The 15,718-nt window shown below is 55.3% G+C and carries 11 protein-coding genes and 3 pseudogenes; 8 read left to right on the forward strand and 6 right to left on the reverse strand.

All coding sequences use genetic code 11. The annotated features are described in order from the left end of the window. Nucleotides 1-85: 85 nt before the first annotated feature. The 3 genes from IVB48_RS05740 to IVB48_RS05750 form a co-directional block, all read right to left on the reverse strand. Complete coding sequence (locus IVB48_RS05740) at nt 86-1,366, reverse strand: hypothetical protein (RefSeq protein WP_247398293.1); 1,281 nt, start codon at nt 1,364-1,366, stop codon at nt 86-88. Between the two features lie 105 nt (nt 1,367-1,471). Continuing rightward, on the reverse strand, nt 1,472-3,322 hold the full coding sequence (locus tag IVB48_RS05745) for a WecB/TagA/CpsF family glycosyltransferase (RefSeq protein WP_247398295.1): 1,851 nt from the start codon (nt 3,320-3,322) through the stop codon (nt 1,472-1,474). Between the two features lie 92 nt (nt 3,323-3,414). Continuing rightward, complete coding sequence (locus IVB48_RS05750) at nt 3,415-5,013, reverse strand: undecaprenyl-phosphate glucose phosphotransferase (protein ID WP_247398298.1); 1,599 nt, start codon at nt 5,011-5,013, stop codon at nt 3,415-3,417. A gap of 377 nt (nt 5,014-5,390) precedes the next feature. Between IVB48_RS05750 and IVB48_RS05755 the strand changes: the two genes are divergently transcribed. The 4 genes from IVB48_RS05755 (at nt 5,391) to IVB48_RS05770 (ending at nt 9,762) form a co-directional block, all read left to right on the forward strand. Next, nucleotides 5,391-6,713: a hypothetical protein gene (locus IVB48_RS05755; protein ID WP_247398300.1), complete on the forward strand. Its 1,323-nt coding sequence runs from the start codon at nt 5,391-5,393 to the stop codon at nt 6,711-6,713. A 147-nt stretch (nt 6,714-6,860) separates the two neighbouring features. Then, nucleotides 6,861-7,598 (forward strand): metallophosphoesterase family protein, encoded by a 738-nt coding sequence (locus IVB48_RS05760; protein ID WP_247398303.1) that lies wholly within the window; start codon nt 6,861-6,863, stop codon nt 7,596-7,598. A 446-nt stretch (nt 7,599-8,044) separates the two neighbouring features. Continuing rightward, nucleotides 8,045-8,305 carry a hypothetical protein gene (locus IVB48_RS05765; protein ID WP_247398306.1) on the forward strand — a complete coding sequence of 87 codons (261 nt, stop codon included), beginning with the start codon at nt 8,045-8,047 and terminating at the stop codon, nt 8,303-8,305. 1,097 nt (nt 8,306-9,402) lie between these two features. Next, nucleotides 9,403-9,762 (forward strand): hypothetical protein, encoded by a 360-nt coding sequence (locus IVB48_RS05770; protein ID WP_247398309.1) that lies wholly within the window; start codon nt 9,403-9,405, stop codon nt 9,760-9,762. A gap of 535 nt (nt 9,763-10,297) precedes the next feature. On the opposite strand, the gene IVB48_RS05775 is transcribed toward IVB48_RS05770, so the two are convergent. Further along, nucleotides 10,298-10,606 carry a hypothetical protein gene (locus IVB48_RS05775; RefSeq protein WP_247398312.1) on the reverse strand — a complete coding sequence of 103 codons (309 nt, stop codon included), beginning with the start codon at nt 10,604-10,606 and terminating at the stop codon, nt 10,298-10,300. A 400-nt stretch (nt 10,607-11,006) separates the two neighbouring features. On the opposite strand from IVB48_RS05775, the gene IVB48_RS05780 reads away from it, so the two are divergent. Together IVB48_RS05780 and IVB48_RS05785 are read left to right on the forward strand one after the other, a co-directional pair. Further along, on the forward strand, nt 11,007-11,264 hold the full coding sequence (locus tag IVB48_RS05780; protein WP_247398315.1) for a PilZ domain-containing protein: 258 nt from the start codon (nt 11,007-11,009) through the stop codon (nt 11,262-11,264). Between the two features lie 212 nt (nt 11,265-11,476). Continuing rightward, nucleotides 11,477-11,725 (forward strand): annotated as a pseudogene (locus IVB48_RS05785) (transposase); the annotation flags it as partial. Between the two features lie 230 nt (nt 11,726-11,955). Here IVB48_RS05785 and IVB48_RS05790 read toward each other — a convergent pair. Beyond that, nucleotides 11,956-12,161: pseudogene (locus IVB48_RS05790) on the reverse strand (cold-shock protein). A 1,406-nt stretch (nt 12,162-13,567) separates the two neighbouring features. Between IVB48_RS05790 and IVB48_RS05795 the strand changes: the two are divergent. Beyond that, nucleotides 13,568-14,773, forward strand: coding sequence for an acyltransferase (locus tag IVB48_RS05795; protein ID WP_247398586.1), 1,206 nt, complete (start codon nt 13,568-13,570; stop codon nt 14,771-14,773). A 112-nt stretch (nt 14,774-14,885) separates the two neighbouring features. Continuing rightward, nucleotides 14,886-15,047 (forward strand): annotated as a pseudogene (locus IVB48_RS05800) (transposase domain-containing protein); the annotation flags it as partial. A gap of 171 nt (nt 15,048-15,218) precedes the next feature. Here IVB48_RS05800 and IVB48_RS05805 read toward each other — a convergent pair. Then, entirely contained in the window at nt 15,219-15,521 is a 303-nt protein-coding gene (locus IVB48_RS05805; protein WP_247398604.1) for a hypothetical protein, read from the reverse strand. Nucleotides 15,522-15,718: the final 197 nt, after the last annotated feature.

The raw sequence follows: 15,718 nt of genomic DNA on the forward strand, positions 1-15,718 counted from the left end.
CCCCGCAAATTCTTCGGGCTTTGCGAACCGACGTGCTCCTGGCACTGAACGGTCTCGGCGCTCGCCGACTCGCAACGATTTCAGACTAACCATGGAAATTGGCCTTCCTAAGGAGCACTCTTTGTCGGTGCGCATCCAGGAGCCCATTTTCCGTCGGAACGCGAACCTCAAGATCAGGAAGTGGCGGCGCTTCAATGGAAACATCTTTCAAAAAGAAATAGCCAAAGCAAAACCACATCAGGGATGCCACCTTTATGGAAAAGAAGGAATAGCTCACCATGAGGTTCAGCGGAATGAATATGGCGATCCCGTGCACATACAGCCGTGTAGAGTACTCGCGACCAGCAGGAAGCAAACAAACCGCGAGCCAGATGATGACCACCCCAATGAAAGACTGCGTCACGATGAAGTAGGTTATTCCGCTATCTCCGGCGAGATCTGACGACTGGGCGTCCAGCCCAAGAAGGCCGAAGAAATCCACTCGGGAAAGCGTGCCAATGCTCCCGGCCACTCTGCCAGAAAAATTATCTTGCGTAGGATCGACGTTGGAGTTCAAAACGAAGAGCACCGACAACAGCAAGACTATCGGCAGATAGAAGACTGACCATCGGCTTGATAACTGGCGAACAAAAAAGACGCCGATCAAGATGATCACGATTGAGGCTGCTGCGAGCCTACCATCGCAGCCAACGAGGAGAGCGAACGTTGAGGCAGCCAGATAGAGCCTGACGCCGTTGCCAAGCTGGCGCCAACAGGCAATCAGAAAAATGGCAACGATGACGCAATAATTGCCAAGCGAAACAGGCTCTAGAAATATTGAGGACAGGCGATGCAAATTGACAAATCCGAAGAATCTGTCGCCCGGCCGCGTCGCGCTGACAAACAACGTAGACTCGCTATTCCAGAATGACTTTTCGGCAAAATCCCGCGTGTTCACGTAATACTTCAGGATTTGGAAAATCTCCGAATAGGCATCGGGACGCGCTGCCTCCAGCAGGCCCACGGCGAATACGACGGATTGGAGAATGATGATGGGTCGTGTCAAGCTTTGAGCGTTGTAGGTCATTCCCAACATGATGAAGATTGGGATGACGAGTACGTCCCGCATATATTTTGGATTAAAAGCGCCATTACCCAAAGAAAGCAACAGGCCGTTCAGTACGATGAAAAACGCCAATAAAAACCACGGCAACATTCTTCTGTCGGCATTAAATACCAAAACCGCAAGTACAGCTGCGTAGGTTGCGATTTCGGCGAAAGCGACATGCCCGCGTTGCAACGTCACGCCATGGCCGTTGAGGATGGCGAGGATGGCATTGAAGCACACTGCCAGGATCAGAACACCTTCGGTGACCGCAGGGCTCATGTTTATCGCTCGGTTAGTAGATATCTTTGCGACCATCAAGCGAAGTTTTATTTGACCGATTACGCCCGAAATTCCTGCACACGACAGCGAAACGACGTTTCATAATTACACTCGAGCACCGGACAGCCACTGATTGAGGACGCGCAAAAGAAAGATTGGATTACCAAGCACGTAACGTCGCCAAAGCCGCCCAGGCTCGCGCAGCAAGCGATACCCCCATTCAAGGCGAGCCCAGCGCACCCAAGCCGGCGCTCGCGGTACGTCTCCCGACAGAAAATCAAATAGCGCGCCCACGCCAAACCCCAGCCGGCAGCCAGTGGTCCCAAGATTCTCGGCAAGCCACATCTCCTGCGCTGGATTACCCATCGCAACCAGCACGATATCCGCCTCGGAGGCGAGAATTTTGGCCACGATCGCCATGTTGTCGCCGGCACGAGTATAGCCATTTTGACAACCCGCAATCTTGTGGCGGCCGCACATCGCCACCAGTCTGCTCGCCGCGCGCTCTGCCACACCCGACGAACTTCCCAGAAAAAAGATTCGGTAGCTGTTCTTGGTATTCTTCAAATAGTTCGGCACAAAGTCAGTCCCGTTCAGATTCTGAGGGAAAGCGGCCCCAAACAGAATGCGGCTCGCAGCATCGACACCGGCACCATCGTTCATCACCAGGCATCGCCTGAGAACCGCACGAAATTCGTCATCTGCAGCCGCGACATTGAGCAAATTGGCATTTCCAAACGCCACGATCGTAGATACGCGCTCGTCATACCGGGCATCAAGGTGCTGGGTTGCCTCAGCTTCCGTGCCCACAAACATCGGGACATCCAGAATAGTCCGGCGTCGCGCACCGAGCACATCGTCGTACAGCGCTTGGTATAGCCGCGATACATTCTGCCAGCTGTAACGAGAGGCAGCCTCGATACATTGCGCCCGCACCCTCGTATGGTCTGGTTCGATCATTCGCCAGTGATCCAGAAAAGAAACCGCCGAGGTGTTGACGTCATCAAAATCCAGGTTCAATCCTACGCTAGTTTGAGTCACCAGCCGCTTGAAAGGCGCAATATCGCTGAGCAGCGGAAACAGCCCCGCTGACATCCCCTCGATGGCGGCAAGCCCAAAGCCTTCGTAGTCCGAAGCGCTCGCAATTACCGAGCATCCGCCCATCAGCCGTTTGATCTTAGCATCTTCAGGGGACTCGACCACCACCAAGCTTGTCTCAACCCCTGCTGCGACCGCGAGCTCCTTGAGCTGCGGCACGTCTAAGTCCCAAGGCTGTCCTGCAATTGTCAGCGTCCACTCTGGGTCGTTCCGATGTACCGCGGCAAACAACAAGATTAGCCGATCGAGCCGCTTGTTCTTTGAGAAGCGACCGATCCAAAGCATTGCTTTCATCGGTCGATTAGACGCAACATCGCCAAATTTGTGGATATTGACTCCGTTTTCGATGCAGACGAGACCGCGACGCCGAATCCGGGCGAATTGAGCCTGATCGGCGGTGCTGACGGCAGCGACCCCATCGTACCAAGCCATAGAAGCCCGAGTGACTATCGCGAAATAGATTCGCTTCAGCCTGGCGGCATAGTCGGTGTGAAAGAATCCGCCATGCGTCGAAACCACCAGCCTCTTGCGATGCAGCGGTCGGGTCCACGCAAGGAAATCGAAGAAGAAGTCGATAGCATGCACGTGGACGATATCGGCTCCTCCCAAATGCTTGAGGACCGAGACCGCCAGCGGATAGCGCGTTGAACCGAAGAACGGGACTCGAACAATCTGGATACGTTCAACGGTTTCCCTGGCCGCAAGCGTACCTAACCCCTTGTCCCTAAACAGGCGATCCAGCGTCACAACCCTGACTGTATGACCCGCATCGACTTGAGATTTCGCGAGCTCGTAGACGACGCTCTCGAAGCCTCCGACGGCTGGATAGAATTGTCGAACAACGTGGACGATGTGCATGCGTCGCCTAAAGCCTCACTCGGACCGCTTAATCAATCCTGCCCCGACCATCGCATAAACCAAACACGAAGATCAGATCGATTGAACAGGGACTAATAGGCATTTCTGCGACGAATGACTTCCGTTACGGTTCGAAAGATGATCAGGAGATCGAGCCCGAGGCTCCAGTTGCTGATGTACCAAAGGTCGAAATCGAGCCGCTTCTTCATTGACGCGACTTCGGCGGTCTCACCTCGGCAGCCGTGGATTTGCGCCCAGCCGGTAATCCCGGGTTTGACATGATGGCGAAACGCGTAGTCTGACAAAAGGCTACCGTAATATCCATCATGCGCGATCGCATGTGGACGAGGCCCGACCAGCGACATATTGCCGAGCAGCACATTGAGCAACTGCGGCAGCTCATCGATGCTGGTTGCCCTCAATAGACCACCGAGCGTGGTAATTCGCGGATCGTTCCGCGTGGCCTGCACGACCTCCGCTCCATTTTCCATGACCGTCATGGTCCGGAATTTGAAAATGGTAAATAGGTTGCCGTTAAAGCCCGTCCGCTTCTGCAAGAAGAACACGGGGCCTCGTGTTTCGAGTTTGATAGCAACAGCTGTCAGCACACATAGCGGAGACAGCAAAACTAGGCCGATGCCAGCCCCCAAGATATCGAGGAGACGCTTAGCGGATTGCTCGAGCCGCGAGAGCGGTGCGCGCTGAACCTCGATCGCGAACGAACGGCGCAACGAAAAGGCCGGATTGCTGGTGAGACTGCGAATCTTGTGGTCCGGCAGCAATTGAACCGGCAATGGTGAATTCCGGAATCGCTCGCGGATGAGATCGATGCTGCGGGCGTCAGTCCAGGAGACGGCAAGCACAATCTCTTCAGCGCCACCCAGGCGTGCAAGCTCAAGCGCACGATCAAGCAAAGCCAGTATGCTCTTGTTGGCGGCGAGCGACCAATTCCCGCTGCTAGGAAGCTCGATCCGCCCGACCTCCGTCAAGCCGAACCGCCGTAAGAGATCCATTTGGCTTAAGGCCGGCAGCTCATTGCGCAGCCCGACCGTAACAACACGACGCCCCTGGACACGTCCGTGACGGACGGCTGAAGCTAGAGCCATTTTCATCAGATCGCGCGATGCGAACAGCAGCGGCAGCGCGAGGATCGAGAAGCACATAATCGAGCCACGCGAAAATTCAACGCCGATTCGAAACAGGAAGGCCAGGAAGGCGAGCAGAAGGCTTGTCAGGAACCAGTACCAGACGATATCCCTGGTGTTCCGGCGGGGCGAGAACAGGGCATCGACCTGATAGAACCCAGACGACCGACCGATCAGGATGTAAAGCGTCGCGGCAGCAAGACCCGCACCGATGTGCAAATCGAGGTTGAATGGCACGCCTGATAGCAGGAGCTGGTACCCCCCCGCCCCGAACAGGCTCGCAACGACAACAGCCACCGCATCGGCTGCCGCGAAAAAGCCACCGACTGCGGCACATGGGATTTGCACCGACTGACGCGACGCCAGGTCGTCATTCGCAACCGAAGGGCGAGGTTGATCTTTGGGATCGTTCTTCGTACCGAGCTGGCCATCAACCGGAAGCGCACCAGCGGCATCAACTGGGAAGGCGTCAGCTCGGGATCTGGACTGCTCGGAATCGCCTACTCGGAGCGGCTTACGTCCCATGCGGTCAGCAAGAAGTGCCATAAGCCCCCTCCTCGACCAAAACCAGGGAAAACCACGCACGTGTTGATAGTACCGGGAACGATCCGCCAAGGCGGATTCCTCGCTGTGAAGGCCTCATCCAAGCCGACCCTTTTCTGACTTTTCGACTGCCCCACAACCCTCACAGGTTGAAATATATTCTTAAAGAAGAGGTAACCTTAAGGCACGTGCAACGCAACTTGAAAAATTGTGCGAGGCAAAATAACACGGGGCATTTGCACAGGTTCAGCGTATAACCAATTACAATTCATAAACAGGAACTTCAATGGTTAATCGTGCGAATTTCCGCTTAGTACTGCGGGTATTTTAATTGTGCAACGGCCAACGACATCGGCTAAATTTTGGACGGCGTCTTTACAATGTTTTTGCCCGCGCGAAAACCTGATACGGTTTGGAACGTGACGTTAGCTTTCCGCCTTTTGTCGCTTCTGGTGGCCGGAACCCCGGTGCTTGCGATGAGCTATGGTGGCGTAGGACCCCAGTTCCTGACAATCGTCGTCGCGGTCATCTTGGTGATGTTGCCGGCTGCACCTCGGCCTGACATTGCCCGCACGGCCGGGGTGTTTCGGGGTATCGTTCTCGCCGCCGCGTTTCCGGTGTGCTGGATTGTCGTACAGCTGCTGCCGGCCCCTTCTAACGAGCTGGGACACCCAATCTGGCGAAGCGCAGCAGCAGCACTTTCAGAGCAATTTGCAGGTCACATTACAATCGATCTTGGGATCACACTTCGTGCCCTTTTTGGCTATGTGACGCTTCTAACCCTTTGCTTTGCAACTGCGGTTTTGACACAAACTCGCGAACGGGCGGAGACCCTGCTGTTTGCTCTGTGTGCAATCACTACGTTCGGTGCCATTGAGCTGATTTTGTTTCGCGACTTGTCCTTCATCAAGCCTGGTGGCGATTACACCAGCCCACTTGTCGCATGCGCTGTTTTCGGCACGATCCTGAATGTCACTTTGATTATCCGAACGCTCGAACGGTATGAAACGCGCGGCAATCAGTCCGGCGGACCACAATTGCTTGCTTCGGTTCTGGGCGGAATTGCAGGAGCCGTGATCTGCGTCACAGCGCTCATCCGCGTAGCCTCCCTCGACATCGTGCTTGCGATGACATTAGGAATGTCGGTTCTTTTCCTTGTCGGCCTAATCCGCCGCCTGGCCTTACGACGCTGGACCGCAGCTGTCGTCGGCGCTGCTGTCCTGACGGCTAGCGCTGGGATAATAGCTGCTCGATTGTCGCTGAATGCTAGCGTAAGTCCGTTATTTCGCTTCGCAGGGGCAGACGTCGCAAGCGTGGATGCAACGGCGCGCATGTTGTCCGACGCAACCTGGTTTGGATCAGGCGTAGGAACGTACCCGGCGCTGGCCGCGATCTATCGAGATGTTGAAGGATTGCCTGGTGCAAATGCTCTCAATTCCGTCGTGGTCGTGGTGTTGGGTTGGGGCCGTTTAGGTCTCCTGATCGCTTTGGTTTGCCTGCTTGTTCTTTTCGCCGTGCTTTTCAAAGGGGCGATCTCGCGCGGTAGGGACTCGTTTTATTCAGCTGCAGCGGCAGCCTGTATCGTAGCCGGAGTAGGCGAAGCCTTTTGCGATACAAGTTTCACCGACTCGTCCATACAGATGCTCTCCACAATCATTGTCGGTCTGGGTCTTGCACAGACCGTCAGCCATGCGAGCAAATGATCCACCGAAAGCACCTGCGATGACGGCGCCACTGACGCTTCATACATCAGCGAAGATCGCTAGATCTCGTTTGGTATTCGCCGCGCCTTCCAAAGCTTTGGGGTACAACATCCGCCGAACGATGATCAGCCATCCTGTCGAGTTGAGATGGTGCTAGAAGCCGGGATGCAGTCGCGACCTAAGCCGAGATTGCCGGATGGAATTCGGATCTACGCCATCGGAGATGTCCACGGCCGGGCAGATCTGCTGCGAGCCGTTTTCGCAGCGATCGACCTCCACCTTTCTCGCTCAGGTCCCGCGCGGGCTTTGCACGTATTTCTCGGTGATTATATCGATCGCGGTCCCGAAACCGCGGCGACAATCGACCTATTGATCGACAGAAGTCAGCGCCATGAAACGGTGTTCCTAAAGGGCAACCACGAAGCCTTTTTTCTGGAGGTGGTTCAGGACCCGCCTAAATTAGACGCCTGGCGGGAATTCGGGGGGTTTCAAACCCTGATGTCCTATGGACTGAGGCCATCTATCAAGCCTGATCGAGACGAACAGGACTATTTGGTCAAGGGCCTGCTCGATATCATGCCACGTCGCCACCAGCACTTTCTATCCAATCTGAGACCCTGCTTTGCATGCGGCGACTTCTTCTTTGCACATGCTGGCGTCAAGCCAGGGGTTCCATTAAGACAACAACGCGAAGAGGATCTGCTTTGGATCAGAGACGAATTTTTGCAAAGCGAACAGAATTTCGGCAAGTATGTCGTGCACGGGCACACACCCGTTGCAAAACCTGACATACGTCCGAACAGGATCAACATCGACACCGGAGCATATGCCAGCGGCATTCTCACTCTGCTGACAATCCAGGATGAGCGCATGTTTGCGATCTAACACGTGAAGAAGCAATGATAGCGGACAAAGACTACAAATTGCCTCTCGATCGTCCTCGCCTGTTTGCGGCTGTCGTTTGGGCACTTGGGAGTGTGCTAGGATTGTACGCGGCCGCGACGATTTGCGCAGAGACGCTGACCCCTAAGACCCGCCCCTATTCCTTTGATCCCACAAACCAGACCCCTGTACGTCAAGGGTCGGCCCTATCCAACTTTGCGTCCTCCCTCGTGCCATTCCGTGGGGATTTGTTGGCGAATGTGGCCTTTGCCTCTGCGGGTCCGGCGGTCGACTTGCTCAGCCCGAAAGTCTCTCCAGCCACAAATCCGGACCGGGCTCTCAAATCGGCTGAGCATTCCCTTGCAGCAGCTCCGCATGCTTCCGACGTTTGGTTGTTGCTAGCCGCATTACAAGAGACGAACTCGCGATCCCGGTTAGAAGCTTTGAAGATGTCTTTTCTCACCGCTCCAGGCGACGCTGCACTGATGCCTGGACGCCTTCTGGTTCTAGCTACCTCGAGCTCGATTAATGACCCCGATTTGCAGAGCTTGGCACGAGGCGAGATCAGATTAATCCTAACCCGCCGTCCCGATCTGAAGCCCTCGATCATCCGCGCCTACCGAAGTGGCACACCGGATGCGAAGGCTTTTCTGGCCGACGTTACTAAATCGTTGGACATTGATTTCGCGGGAACGCTGCCGCGCGAATAAACTTCCTAGATCGTTTTCCTCGGCGGCACCCATCATTGGCGGAGGCAGGACCATCGGTTTTCGAACCGCTCCAGCCAGTAGCAATTTCAGTGCGCGTGGTCAGTTTGCATCATCGGCAGGACGCGCTGAAGTCTGAGTCAAAGGACGCAATGAACTAGTTGCTGCAGAGCTAATTAAGAGGCACGCGCTTCTTGGGACGTTCGAAGCCATGCCACCCAAGATAATGCTAATCTTCGAGAGTGTCGGATCTAGTTTGACCTGCCAAAAGACCTGTCGGCTAGGCCTCCTTCAAGACATTACTTAACAAGCTCGTCAGTTGGCACAGTGCGGGACTGCTCGGCTCTCGCAAGGATTTGCCCCGACCCAGATTTGACTGTAACACTGTAGGTGTAGACCCCAGGGTTACACGGACCAAACGTGCGGATTGTCCCAGTTGGTAGGACGCCGTTACTCGGAAGCGCGACATCTTGTCCACCCATGTCTGTTCCTTTTTCCGAAAGGGCTAGCCTGGCCGACGTTGCTCCCTTTGGGACATTTCGAAGACGCATTTCCGGGCTCTGAAAATACCCAGTGCACCCGTCTTTCGAGCCGCGGAATGAAAAGTCCACACTCATCGGTGCGCTGTCCTGCGCATTCGCCGAAGAGTAGGCAAATAGCACAAAAATCGATATCGAAATGAATTTCATATCACTTGATAGCATGTAATCGCAGCAGCATGCATGCATTTGGTTAGCTCACCCCCTTGGTCGAGCAGAGAAAATTCGGGATGCAATTCGGACATTGCAGCACGCAGGACATACTCTATTGCGATGCCGCTGTTCAATTTATCCGGTGGGAAAGGCTTTCCCTCTCGAACCTGCAGAGAACGAACGCGATCAGGGTGCCTTGTTCAAGCAAACGGCTGAATGGCAGCCGATCTTGCCCAATCGAGCCTGCCCATTGATGATGAGTGCCATTGGCCGCGGGGGACTTCCACTTACGGCATAAATCATCAAATTGGTGCATGATTTCGGTGCCAAGCCCGCTCGGTAAGCAGCTCCTTGCGACAGTCCGGCATCCCCCGCCGCTCACACTTCAATCGAAAAGCGAACCTGATCATGCGCCCTCCCCTGTCCGTGCTACGCTTCGAGATATTGCTATATGCCGCGCTTGCGCTCGATGCGATTTCGCTGGTTTTCGCGGATCGTAGGGCTACCACGCTTCCAGAAGCACTGACCGCATCGGCAATGATCCTGCTGCAGGCTTATTTTGTCTGGCTTTCTGCGCAGCAAAGATACGCATGGCCACGCCTGGCTCTGGCGTTGTGCCTTGTTGTTGCGATTTTCTCGCTGGTTCAAATCACCGCCCAGCAGGGCGTCGAGGTCAGTAGCGCAATTGGAGGCGTTTCGTGCGCACTCACCGTTGCAGGACTTTGCTTCGCGTTCTCTCGAAGCACAACCAACTGGTTTTCTGAATGAGAGCGTTACTTCGCCAGGATATTTCATCCTGCGCTTTCGCCGTCGTCGGTTGATCACGACAGACTTCACCGATTGAGAGTGTCGCCGTCAGCCCTCGGGCCTCCCCCGACCCGTGGTCAACCGGGGCCCCTCAGGTTTCGCTGAAACTGCCGCCTAGATTGGACGCGCGTCGTTGCCCCATTCCTGTCCCGGAGTGGTGGAACAGCAGCTCGCATTCGCTACCAGGCTCTTAGACGCGCCGGCGCGGTTTCCGGCGGCTACCTTGAACGGCGACAATGTTCGCCGAGCGCACCAACATGCGGTGGCTTTCGACCAAACCGCCAACAGAAATACCGACCTGCTTCCATGGAGCCCACGCGATGCGCCGGCGTAGCTGCTTGATGTGGTGTTGGCCGGAATACTATGCGGATAAGCGGCAGCTCTATAACACGGCACCGCTTACCAGTTGGCCAGCGTTTGACCCTGCTCTCACTCGCTTTCCACCACCGAACATTACCTCCAAGGTCAGATCATTGCGCCTCCAAAGATTGAGGCCTCAGCAGCCGGTAAACCGCGAGTCCGGTCCCTCGTGGAGCTCCTTCAAATAAGCTCGCGCAAAAACGACCAGCCGCCGCGGGTCTTTTTGCCCTGCGGACGCAATCGTAACGACGTATTTGGATACCTTTTCTCGCGCCTGAGCTATGCGCGCTCGATCAAGGGGATAGATGCGATTGTAGTCTTTGAGAACCTGATCAACAATTTCCTTCATGACAACCCTATCATGGTTGACGCCATGCAATAGCTGCACTGCAACATCCGTTTTCATGGCCGTCAAGTTGAATCTGACGGCGAAGAGTGGTTCCATTTTGGGCGTCATGACGCCGCAGAAGAACATTCCGCAAGCATTCCGCTAACAGCCGCAGCTCCTGACTTGCGGGTCATTCATCCCTGGTCAAGGTGTTGAGCATCGAACACGCCCTCGTGGAACTGCATCCAATCTAAGAGGGTAGCTGAGAAAAAGACAGCAGTCTCAACCTTCAGGCGCGCCACGGCAGCCTCCAACAATCTCTCGATCAGCTGGCTGATCATTCATCGATGAAAGTAAGTTTGTATCAAGGTTGCGACGTGCAGCGCGGCCGCCTCGACGTGGTTCAGCATGGATATGAAAGTCATCTGAGTTGACCTGCTACGATCGGGAAGCAGGCTTCGCAGAGCCGCCGTGCAACTAAGCGTCCCTTAATATATACCTCCTAAGCTGCGCGCTTATGTATGACCCTGCTCCTCGCTCCCCACGAAGAGAGGCGCGACGAAGCCGCCACCAATCCGCATGGATTATTCTAGTAGGTGGGGCTCATCGCGAATGCAGAGTAATGGATTTGTCGGAGAGCGGCGCTAAGCTGTTCGCAGTAGTTACGGTGGACCTCCCCACCAAATTCGAACTAGCATTCGTTCAAGGCGGCACTCGCCGACGTTGCGACGTTATGTGGCGGCGCGGGAAGATGTTAGGCGTTCAGTTCGCGTAGAGCCCACGACCCTCGTCTCATCCCGCCAGAACTGGACCGACCCTGCGGTCGTAGGATGGCACCAATTCTCGGGCACTGAGCCCAATTGATAACGCCAGCGAGGATGACGCTTATCCATGGCTCCATGGCTCCGGCTCGAGATCTCGGCCATTGAGCTGCTGCCGATTTGATTGACATCGAGATTGGGTGTTTCATGAAGCCGGAGGTAGGTGATGCAGAGACGGAAGTTCAGTCGAGAGTTCAAGGTCGAGGCGGTCAAGCTTGTCATGGAACGCGGGGTCTCGGTGGCGCAGGCAGGCCGCGACCTGGCGTCCATGAGAACGTGCTGCGCAAATGGGTGAAGGAGTTCGGCTCCGCCCTGGTGCAGGTCTTCCCCCGGCCACGGGCAGATGAAGCCTGAGCAGCAAGAGATTGAGCGGTTGCGGCGCGAAGTCAACAAGCTGAAGGCAGAGCGGAAGTTCTAAAAAGGCCGCTGCCTACTTCGCGAAGGAATCTACAATCCAACCCGACGTCAATCCACGATCGGATACATCAGCCCGTTGAGTTCGAACGCAAGGTGGGATTAGCTTAACCCGGTGTCCATCGAACCGGCAGCAGCTCACATTGTCGCAATCAATGCTGTCGCAGATGAGCTCTTCTACTGAGTGGTCCGAAGGGACGGAGGTATTCTTGCAAGGGAGGGCCGCCAGTCTCACCCGAACCGAAGGTTCTCGGCTGATGACTCCCCGTTCCTACCGGTGATGAGTTCGTAGCTCACCTTGGCTCCTTCAACGAGACTCGTGTAGCCCGCCTCTGGACCGCTGATTTGTGCACGAATACGTCCGGCCCCCCGTCTTGCGGCTGGATGAAACCAAAGCCCTTCGTTGCGATAAACCATTTCACTGTACAGTGAGCCACCGTCAAAAATCTCCAAAAGCAAGTGATGGATCGGACCATAGTTTCCCGCTACCCCGTCGACAAGCAAAACTCCGGTTCTTGTCGGGCGACTGGGAGAGCTCGCAGCGCTCACAATACCTTCTCATTCTCGGACGTAGTCTTCTAGCTTAGCTTCACGCGATCAATTACCGCCACCATTGAACCAAAGTGACTTCGTTACCCTCTCGAGGCAGGGACGAGTGCGATCGGCTGCGCTACTATCATTACGGCGGTCATCCCACATGTCGCGGGCGGGCATGTTGGAGAAGCGCGCGGTGCTAGCAAAGCTCGTTCGCGTAAATCGATCCGGTAATGCTCCAGACAGTTACCGATGCTTGACCGCTTCGGGCCGGGGAAGCTCAACGTCGCGCGGCCCAGTACGCCTCCCCTCGCTAGAGGTAATACAATACCAACCACCACTGCCGCGCGTTACCGTTCGAGAAAAGGCTGGCTGGTGAGCACTCATGGAACTCAATCTTCGGGCAGAGCGTTGTTCGGTCCTGGAGGCACTGGTGATGACGATTATTGAAAACATCATTGCAGGTTGGGTCTTTGCGAACCTGGCACTCCCGATTTGGCTGTTATGGCGGCGCTCGCCCCATTTCCGGCATCGCCTATACCTGTACACACTCGGTGGCCTTCATCCCTCCAGAGATCGGGAACTTGCACACGTCCTGATCGAGACGGCCCGTCAGCGAGGCAGCTTGCACCGATGTAAGCGGCCGGCTTAACGCGGTTTTCAAAAAGCGTTCCCACCGGACTTGAGACGCCGACCCGGCCTGAAACAGGAGCGGGTCGGACGGTTCTTTGTTTTTGCCGCTAGGCGTTGGCCGCTAGTCAATCGGGCTGCCCTGACGCCGACCACCAGGCTCGACGGCCGGTCGAGCTTGAGCCGACCATGACGCTTCCGCGAAGACCATTACTCTTTAGCCGCTTGCGGCCCTCCCCGGAAGCGCGTGAACGCGGTCCAGCGCTTGAGCATGTGGTCCAGGGACCTTGGCAACGTCATTGCCCCGCTAGAGCTTGGCGCGCTGTTCCCTATCCAAGACGATTGTTCCCGCAACATACGTATCAGGGCATAATCCCGCTGAGATCAAAGAGGCTATATCTGCCTTCGCCGAACCGCCATTCGCCACGTTTCGGTTTCCATTCACGTACCTGCACGCCGTCGGCACCGAGGAGAGGCTCAAGCGTTTGCGAAAGAGCGAGTCTAACAAATCAGGCCTCAGCGGCGTCCCTTAGACGAACAACATCCACATTTCTGTTGCGTCTTCCACGTGAACCACGTCGCGGCCTACATCACTGAATAGAACCAGTATAGGCTATTGCAGTACTAGGCGGCGCCGAGCGCTTACGCTAAGCTTCGCTTTTTGGGGTCTCTTTTGGAAATGGAAATTCGCTATCCTCTTGCTGCGGTTTTAACGGCAATACTTATAACTTATGTCGCCGGCGTGGGTGCGGCTCGTCTGATTTACCGGGTGGGCTTTCGGCCGCACGCGGGAAAGCGGATCGGCTGTATCGACGGTCTGCGCGGCTATCTTGCTCTGTCCGTGCTGATTCACCACTTCATAATTTGGGTGCAATTGACGCGTTTGGGAGGCGGATGGTCGCCACCGACGGTGAACCTTTTCAATAGTCTAGGGTCGGCGGCTGTGGCTCTGTTCTTTATGGTCACAGGATGTCTGTTCTATCCGATCGTCCAATTGGGCTTTCGATCGACCCCATGGTCCGCTGTCTACCTTAAACGGCTGTTTAGGATCATGCCGCTCGTTATGTTATCGGTAATGATGGTGTCAGTAGTCGTCCTGCTGCGATCTCCAGTTCCGAATATCGCGCTGAGCGATGCGTTACGATTTGCGAAGTGGGTCACCTCTTGGGGAGAGCCAGACCTTTTCGGTTATAGAGACACGGGTCGCATAAATGCTTATGTATTGTGGTCGCTATGGTTCGAGTGGGTCTTCTACTTGGCCTTGCTGCCGTCATGTGCTTTGGCCGCGGACTATTTGCGCGGGAAAGTTCCAAGTTTAGCTGTTCCTATACTATTCCTCGTAGTGGGGCTCGCGCTGCGCTGGGCGGATTTAGCGATCGCTCAATTCCTGCCCCTGTTCGCGATCGGGATGATCGCGTTTGAGATTCAGGAGTCGGCCCCGACTAGGCTACTCAAAAGCAATTCAGCCGGGCTTTTGGCCGCAATAGGAATGGTCGTCGCAGCCAACGCTTGGAGCTTTCCGTATGGAGTGCCCGCACTGTCGTTGTACGCCTTCTTCTTCATCTGCGTCGTGAGCGGCAATACATTCTTTGGGCTGTTGTCGTCACCTGCCGCCCAGGTATTAGGCGAGTGCTCCTTTGGAATCTATCTGCTGCATGGAATCATTCTCAGCGTTCTATTCACCGATGGAAGCAAGCTAGTTGCGCTTATACCAACTCCTATGTTGTTCGGAATTTTGCCTATCCTTTCATGTTTCGTCGTCTTCGTGGCGGCCATGGTTTTCCGCTTTGCCGAACGGCCGATGATTGGGCTCGGTGGAGATATAGCGAAGCAACTCCGTTCAAGCGTACTATTGCTCCGTAGGGGAGCACGTCCGCTCTCTTAAGGTTTGTAAAAAGTAGTTCCGTCGGTCATTCCCCGAAAACCCAGCCGTTCAGCTCGTCAAGTGCGTGGGATTGGTCGCATTCATTGGCGACGATAACCGGCTTGATGCTGCCGGGTCCGATGAGGGCGGTCGGCGTGCGGCTGCCGTCTACAGCCTCATCACCACCGCCAAGCTCGATGACATCGACCCACAGGCTTGGCATGGTAAAGTGCTGGCGCGCCTGCCGGATCACCCTGCCAAGCGCATCCAAGAACTCATGCCTTGGAATTGGCGACCTCAGAATATCTCTCACGCGCGTAAGCGCGGCTACCCATCCGCTCAAGAGCGCCCAACCAGGGGCCATCACCGGACGCGTACGGTAAAATCGTGTTGGTCCATATGCAAGCTTGAGGTTTACTTAACGATTAATCCTCATCGCGGTACTGGCAGCACGGATATTCGGATGTCAGCCTGCAGCATCGTAGCCGTTGGTTGGATTGGATCGAACGCTCTCCGCTATGGACGCGCAACTCGAGACCAGGTTTTCGGGCCAAGCTTTTTCGATGGGTTTTGCGCGAACGGCCACCCACATCTGGTCGAGCGCAGACACATCGCACTCGACACTTTGCGCAATGGCGCGAAACCGTTCTGTCTCTATACGGCTTAGACGAATCGAATTGAAAAGCAAACGTCGAAGCGCCTCATTCTCTGCTGCCTTGTAGGCGCCATAGGCAGCCATCGATAAACCATGCTTTGCGAAACTGACCATCCGGCCTTCTCCAGTCTAAGAATAGCAATTATCAAACTAGCGCATTAACATCCTCACCACTTGGACCAACATCCATTGATGCGACGCTGACCACTTTGAAAAGATGCAATGTCCACCTATCTAAAATCTACACAACCGAAAGCAATGCTGCTGGATTGGAGTGGCTGCGTCCCCGCGCTGAAACAGTCTGCAAAGAC

Source organism: Bradyrhizobium sp. 76 (genome assembly GCF_023073025.1).
In the GTDB taxonomy this organism is placed as follows: Bacteria; Pseudomonadota; Alphaproteobacteria; order Rhizobiales; family Xanthobacteraceae; genus Bradyrhizobium.

Excerpts from the sequence above, each read along its gene's own strand:
- IVB48_RS05805 (WP_247398604.1), bottom strand. The coding sequence starts at position 15,521 with ATGGTCAGTTTCGCAAAGCATGGTTTATCGATGGCTGCCTATGGCGCC.
- IVB48_RS05770 (WP_247398309.1), top strand. The coding sequence starts at position 9,403 with ATGCGCCCTCCCCTGTCCGTGCTACGCTTCGAGATATTGCTATATGCC.
- IVB48_RS05775 (WP_247398312.1), bottom strand. The coding sequence starts at position 10,606 with ATGGAACCACTCTTCGCCGTCAGATTCAACTTGACGGCCATGAAAACG.
- IVB48_RS05795 (WP_247398586.1), top strand. The coding sequence starts at position 13,568 with ATGGAAATTCGCTATCCTCTTGCTGCGGTTTTAACGGCAATACTTATA.
- IVB48_RS05750 (WP_247398298.1), bottom strand. The coding sequence starts at position 5,013 with ATGGCACTTCTTGCTGACCGCATGGGACGTAAGCCGCTCCGAGTAGGC.
- IVB48_RS05765 (WP_247398306.1), top strand. The coding sequence starts at position 8,045 with ATGTCTTTTCTCACCGCTCCAGGCGACGCTGCACTGATGCCTGGACGC.
- IVB48_RS05755 (WP_247398300.1), top strand. The coding sequence starts at position 5,391 with ATGTTTTTGCCCGCGCGAAAACCTGATACGGTTTGGAACGTGACGTTA.
- IVB48_RS05745 (WP_247398295.1), bottom strand. The coding sequence starts at position 3,322 with ATGCACATCGTCCACGTTGTTCGACAATTCTATCCAGCCGTCGGAGGC.
- IVB48_RS05760 (WP_247398303.1), top strand. The coding sequence starts at position 6,861 with ATGGTGCTAGAAGCCGGGATGCAGTCGCGACCTAAGCCGAGATTGCCG.
- IVB48_RS05740 (WP_247398293.1), bottom strand. The coding sequence starts at position 1,366 with ATGAGCCCTGCGGTCACCGAAGGTGTTCTGATCCTGGCAGTGTGCTTC.
- IVB48_RS05780 (WP_247398315.1), top strand. The coding sequence starts at position 11,007 with ATGTATGACCCTGCTCCTCGCTCCCCACGAAGAGAGGCGCGACGAAGC.